This window comes from Streptomyces sp. NBC_01454, assembly GCF_036227565.1.
Taxonomy (GTDB): Bacteria; Actinomycetota; Actinomycetes; order Streptomycetales; family Streptomycetaceae; genus Streptomyces.
Genome location: NZ_CP109460.1, coordinates 6865201 through 6879304 on the forward strand (window position 1 = coordinate 6865201; position 14104 = coordinate 6879304).

Consider the following 14104-nt stretch of genomic DNA (forward strand, 5'->3'; position numbering starts at 1 on the left):
GTCTTCTAGGCGTTGTACTCGTCCGCCTTCTGCGGTTCCACGCCCTGGATCACGCCGCTGAGCACCAGGGAGCGGTTGGTGAAGCGCTCGGTGTTCACGCCGTTCTCCTTCAGGACGCTCATCGCGGCCGCATGGACCGTACGCAGCACCGGGGTCGCCGCGCGCAGCGCGTCATCGGCCATGAAGCGGTGGCGCCAGGGCTTGTCGGCCCAGACGTGGCGCAGGCCGAACGGCTCGGGGAGGGCCAGCTTGCCGCCGAGGAAGTCCAGGACCGGCGGGAACCACGTCAGCGGGGCCCGGGCGGCGAGCCGGACCACCTCCTGCGGCTCGATGAGCGGGAGGTGCTGGGTCCTGGTCTCCCAGAACTTGATGACCTTGGCGACGTCCTTGGTCTTGGGCTCCGGTTTCGTGGTGAACAGGCCGTTGACCGGGCCGAGGGCATGGCCGGTCACCTCGATGCGCAGGGTCTCGTGGAGCACGGTGACGGTGATCATCAGGGTGATCACCAGCTGGCCGTCCCACAGGACGAACTGGACGCCGAGGTAGTGGCGGTTGCCGCTGCCGAACTGCTGCTCGTTGCAGATCCGCTCTATCTCGTGGCCGCGGATCTGGTACGCCTCCACATGGGTGCCCTCGGGGCGGGTGACGGCGGCGGCCTTCTCGCCGACCGGGGAGACGACCCAGTGGCGCACGGAAGGCGTGGGGAAGCCTCCGGTGTGCAGCGGACTGCGCTCCAGCAGCCGCAGCTTGTCGTGGATCGCCCGGATGACGTCCCAGCTGCGGAACGGGTGGATCTCGGCGGTCCCCGGTGCCGGCGTCAGCTCCTCGGCGAGCTGCCAGCTGCCCCAGCGCGTGCCCATGCCGAGTATCCCCTTGGGGCCGGCGTAGAAGACGACATTGCTGGTCTGCTCGGCGGAGATTTTGGCGAGATTCTGGCGGAGGGTCTCCGCGGCGATCTGGTTCGGGTCCTGCGGCACCGCCTCGGGGATCTTCGCGGCCACGCCGCCGCCCTCCAGCAGCCCCTTCCAGGCCTCGCGCATGGCCGCCGCGGTCTTCTCGCAGATCTGCTTGGCCCACCACCAGCCGATCATCGGGGCGACGACGGCGGCGCGGGCGTACATCGGCCAGAAGCCGTTGAGCGGCAGCTTGACCATGAAGAACAGGCCGAGGCCGGCCAGCACGGTCAGCAGCACCCCGCCGATCAGGGACAGGCCCGCGCCCGCCCCGTCCTTGGAGAGCATCTTGCGCAGCTGGAAGACGCCCAGCCACACCAGCACACCGGGCAGGAACAACACCCCGAACAGCACCATCAGCAGCGTCAGTTTGATGTCGCGCTGCTTGCGGATACGGGTGGCGGACAGACAGTGCTCGACGATGGTCTGCGGTTCGGTCCCGAAGGACTGGATGAGCGCCGCGCGGCCGCCGCCCAGCATCCGCACCTGGACCGCACGCGAGAACGCCTCGCCGAGGTTGGGCGCGAACAGCGACAGCTTCGGTTTCTTGATCTCGGACTTGCCGGACTCGGAGTCGGCCTTGGAGATCTCGGTGAGCGGGCTGTCCCGGTAGGCGGCCGAGGCCAGCGCCTGGGTCGCCGCCGTCTGCCCGGCACTCCCCGAGAGCGGGACCTGTGCCCCCGGACTGAAGTCGAAGCCGTCTGCCACTACCGCCCCCCACACCGCACGCATCCGATGATGCGGCTCTTCCCGACTTCCGCTGACGGCACACCTGCTGAGAGCCTGTCTTCGGGTCCGTGACCTCTTCCTGCGCCGTCGGACGGTGCGTACAACGGCAGGCACTCAGCGTACAGCCGCTGTCCGGCCCAAGGGAGTTGAGCCGGACAGCGGCTGCCGTACGGGCGGGGTGGCCGCCTACTATCCGCCGTTCTCCGTCTGTTCCCGCCACTTGTCGGCGAGTTGTGGCGGCATCGGCTCATGCCGCAGGTGGGTGCGGGAGAACCGCCCGGTGCCGTGCGAGAGGGAACGCAGATCGATGGCGTACCGGTCGATCTCGATCTCGGGCACCTCGGCCCGCACCACCGTGCGGCCCGCGCCCGACTGTTCGGTGCCCACGACCCGTCCGCGGCGCCCCGACAGATCGCTCATCACCTGGCCGACGAAGTCGTCCGGAACCATCACGCTGACCTCGGACACCGGTTCGAGCAGGTCGATCCGGACCTCGCCGGCGGCCTCGCGCAGCGCCAGCCCGCCCGCCATCTGGAAGGCGGCGTCCGAGGAGTCGACGGAGTGCGCCTTGCCGTCGAGCAGGGTGACGCGGATGTCGACGAGCGGATGCCCGGCGGCGACCCCGCGCGCGGCCTGGGCACGTACGCCCTTCTCCACGGACGGGATGAACTGCCGGGGCACCGCACCGCCCACGACCTTGTCCACGAACTCGATGCCGGAGCCGCCCGGCAGCGGCTCGACCTCGATCTCGCAGATCGCGAACTGGCCGTGCCCGCCGGACTGCTTCACATGGCGCCCGCGGCCCGCGGCGGAGGCGGCGAAGGTCTCCCGCAGCGACACCTTGTGGGCGACGGTGTCCACCTGCACGCCATAACGGTTCCGCAGCCGCTCCAGCGCCACATCGACATGCGCCTCGCCCAGACACCACAGGACCACCTGATGGGTGTCCTGCTGGTGTTCCAGACGCATCGTCGGATCCTCCGCGACCAGCCGGGCCAGGCCCTGGGAGAGCTTGTCCTCGTCGGCCTTGCTGTGGGCCTCGATGGCGACCGGCAGCAGCGGGTCGGGCATCGTCCAGGGCTCCATCAGCAGCGGGCTGTCCTTGTCGGACAGGGTGTCGCCGGTCTCGGCACGGGACAGCTTCGCCACACAGGCCAGATCGCCGGCGATGGCCTGGGGCAGCGGGCGCTGCTGCTTGCCGAACGGGGCGGACAGCGCGCCGATCCGCTCGTCGACGTCGTGGTCCTCGTGCCCCCGGTCCTGCAGACCGTGGCCGGAGACATGCACCGTCTCGTCCGGGCGCAGGGTGCCGGAGAAGACCCGTACGAGCGAGATCCGGCCGACATACGGGTCGGAGGAGGTCTTGACCACCTCGGCCGCGAGCGGGCCCTCGGGGTCGCAGCGCAGCGCGTCCCGCCGGGCGCCGTCCGGGCTGGTCACGGCCGGTGCCTCGCGCTCGGCCGGGGTCGGGAAGCCGCCGGTGATCAGCTCCAGCAGCTCCACGGTGCCCAGCCCCTGCCGGGCGCCCTCGGCGGCCGGGGCCGCGGCCAGCACCGGGTGGAAGGTGCCGCGGGCGACCGCGGTCTCCAGATCCCCGGTGAGGGTCTTGAGGTCGATCTCCTCGCCGCCGAGATAGCGGTCCATGAGGGACTCGTCCTCGCTCTCGGCGATGATGCCCTCGATCAGCCGCGCGCGGGCCGCCTCGATCTGCGGCAGCTCGTCCGCGGTCGGCGCGCGCTCGGTGCGCTCGCCGGAGGAGTAGTCGTAGACCCGCTGGGAGAGCAGCCCGATCAGGCCGTGCACGGGGGAGTGGCCGTCGGCGCCGGGCGTCCCGTACAGCGGGAGGTAGAGGGGGAGCACCGCGTCCGGGTCGTCGCCGCCGAACGCGGCGCGGCAGTGCTCGGTCATCGCGTCGAAGTCGGCGCGGGACGCCTCCAGGTGCGTGATCACCAGCGCCCGCGGCATGCCGACGGCCGCGCACTCGTCCCAGACCATACGGGTCGCCCCGGCCACCCCGTCGGCCGCCGAGACCACGAAAAGGGCCGCGTCCGCGGCGCGCAGACCGGCCCTGAGTTCCCCGACGAAATCGGCGTATCCGGGGGTGTCCAAGATGTTGATCTTGATTCCGCCCCAGTCCACCGGGACCAGGGAGAGCTGTACGGAGCGCTGCTGGCGGTGCTCGATCTCGTCGTAGTCGGAAAGACAGCCGCCGTCCTCGACCCGGCCCGCGCGATTGACCGCGCCGGACGCCAGCGCGAGGGCCTCGACCAGGGTGGTCTTTCCCGCACCGGAGTGGCCGACCAGCACCACATTCCGCAGATCCGTGGGCTGGCCGGCCGTTGATGCCCTGCGGGCGGCTCCCGGGTGTGTACTCGACTTCTCGCTCATGTGTCTCGCCTCCAGGTCGACACTTTGCGGTGATTCGAGCTTTCCACCGAGGTCATCCTGCGTCCATACATGGCGCACGGGACCAGCCCTCCCAAGGGGGCGTCGGCGCCGCCCGGCGGGGGCCCGGGGGCGTGCCCGGCGGCGCGCGCCGCCGCCCCCGAGCCGTGGGATGCACCTCGCGCCGCGATGCGTTCGCAGTGCCCCGTGGCCGCCTGGCTACGATGGGCCAGCCGGTGGCCCCTTGACCTCACGGCCCGAATCGACCTCCGGGAAGGCCATGCTGAACAAGTACGCGCGTGCATTCTTCACGCGTGTTCTCACGCCGTTCGCCGCCCTGCTCATCCGTATCGGCGTCAGCCCGGACGCGGTCACCCTCATCGGGACCGGAGGCGTGGTGGCCGGCGCCCTGGTCTTCTACCCGCAGGGCGCATTCTTCTGGGGCACGGTCGTCATCACCCTGTTCGTCTTCTCCGACCTGGTCGACGGCAACATGGCACGGCAGCTGGGCCGCTCCAGCCGCTGGGGGGCCTTTCTCGACTCCACCCTCGACCGGGTCGCCGACTCGGCGATCTTCGGCGGCCTCGCCCTCTGGTACGCGGGCCGCGGCGACAGCCTGACGCTCTGCGCGATGGCGATCTTCTGCCTCGCCAGCGGCCAGGTGGTCTCTTACACCAAGGCACGCGGCGAGGCCATCGGACTGCCGGTGGCCGTCAACGGCCTGGTGGAACGCGCCGAGCGACTGGTGATCACGCTGGTCGCCTGCGGCCTGTCGGGCCTGCACGCCTTCGGGGTGCCCGGCGTCGAGATCCTGCTGCCGATCGCTCTGTGGATCGTCGCCATCGGCAGCGCCGTCACCCTGGGCCAGCGCGTGGTGACGGTACGCCGGGAGTCGGCCGAGGCCGACGCCGCACTCGCACAAGGGGGGAACGGCGCATGAGCGCACGCAGCGTGGGAGTCTTCCCGGCCGGGGGCCGGGGAAGAATCACCGAGAGGGGCGCGCCGGGCGGGCGCGCGGCCGGGCAAAGCGAGGTGCCGGCATGAGCCCACGCAGGACCGGTCTGCCGGGACTCGACCCCGGCAAGCTCACCGACGCGCTCTACGGCCTGGGCTGGAGCACGGTCAAAAAGCTCCCGGAAGGGGTGGCCGTACGCCTCGGCCGGCGGATCGCCGACACGGTCTGGAAGCGCCGGGGCAAGGGCGTCCTGCGCCTGGAGTCGAACCTCGCCCGGGTGGTCCCGGACGCCTCCCCGCAGCGCCTCGCCGAGCTCTCCCGGGCCGGGATGCGCTCGTACATGCGCTACTGGATGGAGTCCTTCCGGCTGCCGGCCTGGAGCAAGGAGCGGATAAGAGGCGGCTTCGAGGCCGTGGACATCCACCTCCTGGAGGACGGGCTCAAGAGCGGCCGCGGCGTCATTCTCGCCCTGCCGCACATGGGCAACTACGACCTCGCGGGCGTCTGGGTCACCACGAAACTCAATACCCCCTTCACCACCGTCGCCGAACGCCTCAAGCCCGAGAGCCTCTATGACCGCTTCGTCGCCTACCGCGAGGGCCTGGGCATGGAGGTGCTCCCGCACACCGGCGGCGCCGCCTTCGGCACGCTCGCCCGCCGGCTGCGGGACGGCGGGCTGGTCTGCCTGGTCGCCGACCGCGATCTGTCCAGCTCCGGGATGGAGGTCAAGTTCTTCGGCGAGGCGACGAAGATGCCGGTCGGCCCCGCGATGCTCGCCGTACAGACCGGCGCCATGCTGCTGCCGGTCACCCTCTGGTACGACGACACCCCCGTCATGCGCGGCCGGGTCCACCCGGAGATCGAGGTCCCCGAGACCGGCACCCGTACCGAGAAGGCCGCCCAGATGACCCAGACGCTCGCCGACGCCTTCGCCTCCGGCATCGCCGACCACCCCGAGGACTGGCACATGCTGCAGCGGCTGTGGCTCGCCGATCTGGAGCCGCGTGAGCGGCCCGGCACACCGGACGGGGCCACCGCCCCCGGAACGGAGCAGGCGTGAAGATCGGCATCGTCTGCCCCTACGCCTGGGACGTCCCCGGCGGCGTGCAGTTCCACATCCGGGACCTGGCCGACCACCTCATCCGGCTCGGCCACGAGGTCTCCGTCCTCGCCCCGGCGGACGACGACACCCCGCTGCCGCCGTACGTCGTCTCGGCCGGCCGCGCCGTGCCGGTCCCGTACAACGGCTCGGTCGCCCGCCTCAACTTCGGGCTGCTCTCCGCGGCCCGGGTACGCCGCTGGCTCCAGCACGGCGCCTTCGACGTCATCCACATCCATGAGCCGGCCTCGCCCTCGCTGGGCCTGCTCACCTGCTGGGCGGCCCAGGGCCCGATCGTGGCCACCTTCCACACCTCCAACCCGCGCTCGCGGGCGATGATCGCGGCCTATCCGATCCTGCAGCCCGCGCTGGAGAAGATCAGGGCGCGCATCGCGGTGAGCGAATACGCCCGCCGCACCCTCGTCGAACACCTCGGCGGCGATGCGGTGGTCATCCCCAACGGCGTGGACGTCGGCTTCTTCGCCTCGGCCGAGGCGAAGGCGGAGTGGCAGGGCCGCACGATCGGCTTCATCGGCCGGATCGACGAACCGCGCAAGGGCCTGCCGGTCCTGATGAAGGCGCTGCCCGCGATCCTCGCCGAGGTGCCCGACGCCCGGCTGCTGGTCGCGGGCCGCGGCGACGAGGAGGAGGCCGTCGCGGCGCTGCCCGCCCAGATGCGGTCCCGCGTCGAATTCCTCGGCATGGTCAGCGACGAGGACAAGGCCCGGCTGCTGCGCAGCGTCGATCTCTACGTCGCGCCCAACACGGGCGGTGAATCCTTCGGCATCATCCTCGTCGAGGCGATGTCGGCCGGGGCACCCGTCCTGGCCAGCGACCTCGACGCGTTCGCCCAGGTCCTGGACCAGGGCGAGGCCGGTGAACTCTTCACCAACGAGGACGCGAACGCGCTGGCCACCGCCGCGGTGCGCCTCCTCGGCGACCCGGCCCGCCTCGCGGAGCTGCGCGAACGCGGCAGCCGCCATGTCCGCCGCTTCGACTGGTCGACCGTCGGCGCCGACATCCTCGCCGTCTACGAGACGGTCACGACGGGGGCCACCTCGGTGGCCACGGACGAACGAGTCGGGCTCCGCGCCCGGCGCCGACTGGCGAAGGATTGACGCTTCCCACGTTTTTGGCTTTCTTCCCACGTTGTTGGCTGTCCCGCCGTGGTGGTTTCTCGCCGTTGCGCCTGCGGCGGGCGGGTGGGTGTGGGGTGCGGTGACGGGCCTCCGGGGGTGGGTGTTCGGACTGCTTCGCTTTACGTCCGAACACCCACCCCCTCCGGCCCGTCCCCTCCCGTGAGGGAGTACGTGAAGGTGAGTGGGGGCGGGCCATGGATGTTCGTTTCCTTACGAGGCATCAGGCGCACCGCACCACTTGCCGCCACCCCCACTGGCCTTTTCCCCTCCCACAACGGGAGGGGGCGGGCCGGAGGGGCCGGTGTGTGGGACGTAAAGCGAAGCAGTCCCACACACCGGCCCCGGAGGCCCGTCACCGCACCCGACAGCCCCGCGCAGCGGACCCGCCCGCCGCAGGCGCAACGGCGAAAAACCCCCACGGCGGGAAAGCCAACAACGTGGGGAAAAAAGCCAAGCGCAGCGGACGGGTAACGTGACCCGTCGTGACCACGTTCATCTGGATCGTCGCCGCGATCATCCTCATCGGCATCTACCTGAGCTGGACGGCCGGGCGGCTCGACCGTCTGCACGCCCGTATCGACGCGGCCCGGGCGGCCCTGGACGCCCAGTTGCTGCGGCGCGCGTCCGTCACGCAGGAGCTGGGTACCGCGGGGGTTCTCGACCCCGCCGCCTCGATCGTCCTCTACCAGGCCGCGCACGAGGCCCGGCAGGCCGAGGAGGACCACCGCGAGGTCGCCGAGAGCGAGCTGAGCCAGGCGCTGCGGGCGATCTTCGCCGAGGCGGCGCAGCTGGAGGCCGTACGGGAGGCTCCCGGCGGCGAGCAGACGGTCGCCGAACTCACCGCCGCGGTGCGCCGCGTGCCGATGGCCCGGCGCTTCCACAACGACGCCGTCCGGGCCGCGCGCGCCGTCCGCCGCCACCGGCTGGTGCGCTACCTCCGCCTCGCCGGCCACGCGCCCTTCCCGCTGGCCTTCGAAATGGACGACGAGCCGCCGGCCGTCCTGGACGACCGCTCGGCCGGGAACCGGTCCGGGGACGGAGTCGCGGGCCGCGACGCCGAGCGGTGACGAGCCACTGACCTCTAATTGGCCCTTTCGCCGGGCCGCTCACCAACGGTTGTGTGGGCGCATCAGTACAGGCACCCGCACTGAGTGAGGTCACACGTGTCCAGCACGCCCACCACGCCCCAGAACCCCGAGACCGGAACTGCGCGCGTCAAGCGCGGTATGGCCGAGCAGCTCAAGGGCGGCGTGATCATGGACGTCGTCACGCCGGAAGAGGCGAAGATCGCCGAGGACGCGGGCGCCGTCGCCGTCATGGCCCTGGAGCGGGTCCCCGCCGACATCCGCAAGGACGGCGGCGTGGCCCGGATGTCGGACCCCGACATGATCGACGGCATCATCAACGCCGTCTCCATCCCGGTCATGGCCAAGTCCCGGATCGGCCACGTCGTCGAGGCCCAGGTCCTGCAGTCGCTCGGTGTCGACTACATCGACGAGTCCGAGGTCCTCACCCCGGCCGACGAGGTCAACCACTCCGACAAGTGGGCCTTCACCACCCCCTTCGTGTGCGGTGCCACCAACCTGGGCGAGGCGCTGCGCCGGATCGCCGAGGGTGCCGCCATGATCCGTTCCAAGGGTGAGGCCGGCACCGGCAACGTCGTCGAGGCGGTCCGCCACCTGCGCCAGATCAAGGGCGAGATCGCCAAGCTGCGCGGCTGTGACCACAACGAGCTGTTCGCCGCCGCCAAGGAGCTGCGCGCCCCGTACGAGCTGGTCAAGGAGGTCGCCGAGCTCGGCAAGCTGCCGGTCGTGCTGTTCTCCGCCGGCGGTGTGGCCACCCCGGCCGACGCCGCGCTGATGCGCCAGCTCGGCGCCGAGGGCGTGTTCGTCGGCTCCGGCATCTTCAAGTCCGGCGACCCCGCCAAGCGCGCCGCCGCGATCGTGAAGGCCACTACCTTCTACGACGACCCCGCCGTCATCGCGGACGCCTCCCGCAACCTGGGCGAGGCCATGGTCGGCATCAACTGCGACACCCTCCCCGAGGCCGAGCGCTACGCCAACCGCGGCTGGTAGGACGGCAGATGAGTACCCCCACCATCGGTGTGCTGGCCCTCCAGGGCGACGTCCGCGAGCATCTCAAGGCGCTCGCGGACGCCGGTGCCCAGGGCCGGCCGGTGCGCCGTGCCGAGGAACTGGACGGGGTCGACGGCCTGGTCATACCGGGCGGCGAGTCCACCACCATGTCCAAACTGGCCGTCGTCTTCGGCATGCTGGAGCCGCTGCGGGCGTTCGTGCGCGCGGGCAAGCCGGTCTACGGCACCTGCGCCGGCATGATCATGGTCGCGGACAAGCTGCTGGACGCCCGCGAGGACCAGGAGACGTGCGGCGGGATCGACATGATCGTGCGCCGTAACGCCTTCGGGCGGCAGAACGAGTCGTTCGAGGCGGCCATCGATGTCGCCGGGATCCCCGGCGGTCCGGTCGAGGGTGTCTTCATCCGGGCGCCGTGGGTCGAGTCGGTCGGCGCCGAGGCGGAGGTGCTGGCGACGTACGACGGGCACACCGTGGCCGTGCGGCAGGGTAACGTCCTTGCCACGAGCTTCCATCCGGAGCTCACCGGCGATCACCGGGTGCACGCCCTGTTCGTCGACATGGTGCGTCACGCCGTGTGATCTGGCCCCGGTAGGATCTCACGCGTTCGTTTCAGACATGGGTTACGCGAAGGAGACAGGCGGATGTCCGGCCACTCTAAATGGGCTACGACGAAGCACAAGAAGGCCGTGATCGATGCCAAGCGCGGCAAGCTCTTCGCGAAGCTGATCAAGAACATCGAGGTCGCGGCCCGTACCGGCGGCGCCGATGTGGACGGCAACCCGACCCTCTTCGACGCCATCCAGAAGGCCAAGAAGAGCTCGGTGCCCAACAAGAACATCGACTCCGCGGTCAAGCGCGGTGCGGGCCTCGAAGCCGGCGGCGCCGACTACGAGACGATCATGTACGAGGGTTACGGCCCCAACGGTGTCGCGGTGCTCATCGAGTGCCTCACCGACAACCGCAACCGTGCCGCCTCGGACGTCCGCGTCGCCATGACCCGCAACGGCGGTTCGATGGCCGACCCGGGCTCGGTGTCCTACCTGTTCCACCGCAAGGGCGTGGTGATCGTCCCCAAGGGTGAGCTGAGCGAGGACGACGTCCTGGGCGCGGTCCTGGACGCGGGCGCCGAGGAGGTCAACGACCTCGGTGAGTCCTTCGAGGTGCTCAGCGAGGCCACCGACCTGGTCGCGGTCCGCACCGCCCTCCAGGAGTCCGGCATCGACTACGACTCGGCGGACGCCAACTTCGTCCCGACCATGCAGGTCGAGCTGGAGGAAGAGGGCGCGCGCAAGATCTTCAAGCTGATCGACGCGCTGGAGGACAGCGACGACGTGCAGAACGTCTTCGCCAACTTCGACGTCTCGGACGACGTGATGGCCAAGGTGGACGCCTGACGGGCGGACACGCGCGGCCGGCTGACGGGCCGACGGGGACACACCCCGTCGGCCCGTCGGTTTGTCAGTGGCAGCCACTACTGTGCTGATCAGGGGGCATGCGCTCCCGAAGCGGGAACAGCTGACCGAGCGGACGAGGGGCGGGGAGCGATGAAGGTGCTGGGGGTGGACCCGGGGCTGACGCGCTGCGGGGTCGGGGTGGTCGACGGCGTCGCGGGGCGCGCGCTGACCATGGTCGGCGTCGGCGTCGTGCGCACCCCGGCGGACGCCGAGATCGCCCTCCGTCTCGTCGACATCGAGCGCGGGATAGACGCCTGGCTCGACGAGCACCGCCCCGACTGCGTCGCCGTGGAGCGGGTGTTCAGCCAGCACAACGTCCGTACGGTCATGGGCACCGCCCAGGCCAGCGCGGTCGCCATGCTGTGCGCCGCCCGCCGGGGCCTGCCGGTCGCGCTGCACACCCCCAGCGAGGTCAAGGCCGCCGTCACCGGCTCGGGACGCGCCGACAAGGCGCAGGTCGGCGCCATGGTCACCCGCCTGCTGCGGCTCGACGCGCCCCCGAAGCCGGCCGACGCCGCCGACGCCCTGGCCCTCGCCATCTGCCACATCTGGCGCGCCCCCGCGGTCAACCGCCTCCAGCAGGCGCAGGCCGCCGCCCGCCGCGCCGCTCCCGCATCCGTCCCCACCGCCGGCCTCCGCCGGGCGGCACCCCAGAAGGGCACCCGATGATCGCCTTCGTTTCCGGCCCGGTCGCGGCCCTCGCACCGGACACCGCCGTCGTCGAGGTCGGCGGCATCGGCATGGCCGTCCAGTGCACCCCGGACACCCTCTCCACGCTCCGCATCGGACAGCAGGCCAAGCTCGCCACCTCCCTCGTCGTCCGCGAGGACTCGCTCACCCTCTACGGCTTCGCCGACGACGACGAGCGCCAGACCTTCGAGCTGCTGCAGACCGCCAGCGGCGTCGGCCCCCGGCTCGCCCAGGCGATGCTCGCGGTGCACTCCCCGGACGCGCTGCGGCGGGCCGTCGCCACCGGTGACGAGAAGGCCCTGACCGCCGTGCCCGGCATCGGCAAGAAGGGCGCCCAGAAGCTGCTCCTGGAGTTCAAGGACCGGCTCGGCGAGCCGGTCGGCACCGGCCGCGCGGGCGTCGGCAGCGCCGTCACGGCCGGCTGGCGCGATCAGCTGCACGCCGCCCTGATGGGCCTCGGCTACGCCACCCGTGAGGCGGACGAAGCGGTCACCGCGGTCGCCCCGCAGGCCGAGGCGGCCGTCGCCGCCGGCGGCGCGCCCCAGGTGCCGCAGCTGCTCAAGGCGGCCCTGCAGTCCCTGAACCGGGCGCGATGACCGGCGCCCGGGCCCCGCGCCCCCGACCGCACGACCACCCCGGCGGCCCGGCCGCCCCGACCCCGCGAGGCAACCCGCAGTGAACTGGGACGACACCGCACCACCCGCCACCGGCGACGCCGCCCCGGGCGCCCCCGACCGGCTGGTCGGCGCCGACGCGGACGGCGAGGACACCGCCGTCGAGGCCGCGCTGCGGCCCAAGGACCTGGAGGAGTTCGTCGGCCAGGAGCGGGTGCGCGAGCAGCTCGACCTGGTGCTGCGTGCCGCCCGGGCCCGTGGCGCCACCGCCGACCACGTCCTGCTGTCCGGGGCGCCGGGCCTCGGCAAGACCACCCTCTCGATGATCATCGCCGCCGAGATGGGTGCCCCGATCCGGATCACCTCCGGCCCCGCCATCCAGCACGCCGGTGACCTCGCCGCGATCCTCTCCTCCCTCCAGGAGGGCGAGGTCCTCTTCCTCGACGAGATCCACCGGATGTCGCGGCCCGCCGAGGAAATGCTCTATATGGCGATGGAGGACTTCCGGGTCGACGTGATCGTCGGCAAGGGGCCGGGCGCCACCGCCATCCCGCTCGAGCTACCGCCGTTCACCCTGGTCGGCGCCACGACCAGGGCCGGTCTGCTGCCGCCCCCGCTGCGCGACCGCTTCGGCTTCACCGCCCATATGGAGTTCTACGCCCCCGCCGAGCTGCAGCGGGTCATCCACCGCTCGGCCGGGCTGCTGGACGTCGAGATAGAGGCCGAGGGCGCCGCCGAGATCGCCGGCCGCTCCCGCGGCACGCCCCGTATCGCCAACCGTCTGCTGCGCCGGGTCCGCGACTACGCCCAGGTGAAGGCCGACGGCCTGATCACCCGCGAGATCGCCGCCCAGGCCCTGCGGGTCTACGAGGTCGACGCCCGCGGCCTGGACCGCCTCGACCGCGCGGTGCTCACGGCCCTGCTCAAGCTGTTCGGCGGCGGCCCGGTGGGCCTGTCCACCCTGGCGGTGGCGGTGGGGGAGGAGCGTGAGACGGTCGAGGAGGTCGCCGAGCCGTTCCTCGTACGGGAGGGGCTGCTGGCCAGGACCCCCCGGGGCCGGATTGCGACGCCCGCGGCCTGGACCCACCTGGGGCTGGTCCCACCGCAGCAGCAATCGGGCGGAAGCGGACAGCAAGGCTTGTTCGGGTCCTGACGGCGCGGGGACTCGCACGGTCAGGAACTGCGGTGCGATGCTGGGCGTTGTTCCACTGGTGGGGACTCGCTTAGACTCCGCCGATGCCGTCCGTACGGTCGGCATACCCACCCCCGTATATGAGACCGCGCCACAAGCGGTCGTGCGAAGGATTTCCGTCCCGTGAGTATCGTGACTCTCCTCCCCTTCATCGTCCTCATCGGGGCCATGTTCCTGATGACGCGGTCCGCCAAGAAGAAGCAGCAGGCGGCCGCGCAGATGCGCAACGAGATGGCGGCCGGCACCGGCGTCCGGACCATCGGCGGTATGTACGCCACCGTCAAGGAAGTCCACGACGAGACCGTCCTCCTCGAGGTCGCCCCCGGCGTGCACGCCATCTACGCCAAGAACGCCATCGGCGCGGTGCTCGCGGACGAGGAGTACAACCGCATCCTGGACGGTGCCGACCCGCTGCACACCGACGAGCCGGTCGTCCCGGACGACGCCTCCTCGCTGACCGGCGACGCCGCCGCGGAGGCCACCGCAAAGGGTGACAAGATCGACCTGGGCAAGGCCGAGACCCCGGCCGGCGACAAGACCGCCGCCGACGAGGCCCCGGCCGGCACGGACGCCAAGGACGCCAAGGACGCCAAGGCCGACACGGATGTCGCCAAGGCCGACGCGGACGTCGCCAAGGAAGACAAGAAGTCCGGCGACGACCCGAAGTAGTCCCTCTCACGGAACCGCGGAGCACACGTTGTGTCGTGCACCGCGGTTCCGGGACGGTCTAGGCTCCGGCGGGGGCAGGTCCCCACAAGACTTCGTGGCCGCTCGGCCGGCATCCCGGGCCGAGGGGTT

13 protein-coding genes are annotated in these 14104 nt (G+C 71.4%); 11 read left to right on the forward strand and 2 right to left on the reverse strand.

What is annotated here, in order from left to right; all coding sequences use genetic code 11:
• Positions 1 to 5 precede the first annotated feature (5 nt).
• Both OIU81_RS30395 and OIU81_RS30400 read right to left on the reverse strand, forming a co-directional pair.
• Positions 6 to 1685, reverse strand: coding sequence for a hypothetical protein (locus OIU81_RS30395; protein WP_329152938.1), 1680 nt, complete (start codon positions 1683 to 1685; stop codon positions 6 to 8).
• Between the two features lie 186 nt (positions 1686 to 1871).
• Positions 1872 to 4070 (reverse strand): elongation factor G-like protein EF-G2, encoded by a 2199-nt coding sequence (locus tag OIU81_RS30400; protein ID WP_329152940.1) that lies wholly within the window; start codon positions 4068 to 4070, stop codon positions 1872 to 1874.
• 277 nt (positions 4071 to 4347) lie between these two features.
• Between OIU81_RS30400 and pgsA the strand changes: the two genes are divergently transcribed.
• From pgsA to yajC, 11 genes are all read left to right on the forward strand, one after another.
• The gene (gene pgsA / locus OIU81_RS30405) at positions 4348 to 5007 is read left to right on the forward strand and encodes a phosphatidylinositol phosphate synthase (RefSeq protein WP_329152941.1); all 660 of its coding nucleotides are present in this window, start codon (positions 4348 to 4350) and stop codon (positions 5005 to 5007) included.
• Between the two features lie 100 nt (positions 5008 to 5107).
• On the forward strand, positions 5108 to 6082 hold the full coding sequence (locus OIU81_RS30410; RefSeq protein ID WP_329152942.1) for a phosphatidylinositol mannoside acyltransferase: 975 nt from the start codon (positions 5108 to 5110) through the stop codon (positions 6080 to 6082).
• The gene (locus tag OIU81_RS30415) at positions 6079 to 7239 is read left to right on the forward strand and encodes a glycosyltransferase family 4 protein (protein ID WP_329152943.1); all 1161 of its coding nucleotides are present in this window, start codon (positions 6079 to 6081) and stop codon (positions 7237 to 7239) included. The genes OIU81_RS30410 and OIU81_RS30415 overlap by 4 nt, the downstream gene beginning before the upstream one ends.
• A 503-nt stretch (positions 7240 to 7742) precedes the next feature.
• Positions 7743 to 8327: a hypothetical protein gene (locus OIU81_RS30420; RefSeq protein WP_329152944.1), complete on the forward strand. Its 585-nt coding sequence runs from the start codon at positions 7743 to 7745 to the stop codon at positions 8325 to 8327.
• 96 nt (positions 8328 to 8423) lie between these two features.
• Positions 8424 to 9335 carry a pyridoxal 5'-phosphate synthase lyase subunit PdxS gene (gene pdxS, locus OIU81_RS30425; RefSeq protein ID WP_329152945.1) on the forward strand — a complete coding sequence of 304 codons (912 nt, stop codon included), beginning with the start codon at positions 8424 to 8426 and terminating at the stop codon, positions 9333 to 9335.
• A gap of 8 nt (positions 9336 to 9343) precedes the next feature.
• Entirely contained in the window at positions 9344 to 9934 is a 591-nt protein-coding gene (gene pdxT / locus OIU81_RS30430) for a pyridoxal 5'-phosphate synthase glutaminase subunit PdxT (RefSeq protein ID WP_329152947.1), read from the forward strand.
• A 63-nt stretch (positions 9935 to 9997) separates the two neighbouring features.
• On the forward strand, positions 9998 to 10750 hold the full coding sequence (locus tag OIU81_RS30435) for a YebC/PmpR family DNA-binding transcriptional regulator (protein ID WP_329152949.1): 753 nt from the start codon (positions 9998 to 10000) through the stop codon (positions 10748 to 10750).
• 150 nt (positions 10751 to 10900) lie between these two features.
• Positions 10901 to 11479, forward strand: a complete 579-nt coding sequence (gene ruvC, locus OIU81_RS30440) for a crossover junction endodeoxyribonuclease RuvC (protein ID WP_329152951.1) — start codon at positions 10901 to 10903, stop codon at positions 11477 to 11479.
• Positions 11476 to 12096: a Holliday junction branch migration protein RuvA gene (gene ruvA / locus OIU81_RS30445; RefSeq protein WP_329152953.1), complete on the forward strand. Its 621-nt coding sequence runs from the start codon at positions 11476 to 11478 to the stop codon at positions 12094 to 12096. The genes ruvC and ruvA overlap by 4 nt, the downstream gene beginning before the upstream one ends.
• A gap of 79 nt (positions 12097 to 12175) precedes the next feature.
• Entirely contained in the window at positions 12176 to 13267 is a 1092-nt protein-coding gene (gene ruvB / locus OIU81_RS30450; protein ID WP_329152955.1) for a Holliday junction branch migration DNA helicase RuvB, read from the forward strand.
• A 162-nt stretch (positions 13268 to 13429) separates the two neighbouring features.
• Complete coding sequence (gene yajC / locus OIU81_RS30455) at positions 13430 to 13975, forward strand: preprotein translocase subunit YajC (protein ID WP_329152956.1); 546 nt, start codon at positions 13430 to 13432, stop codon at positions 13973 to 13975.
• The last annotated feature ends 129 nt before the right edge of the window (positions 13976 to 14104 follow it).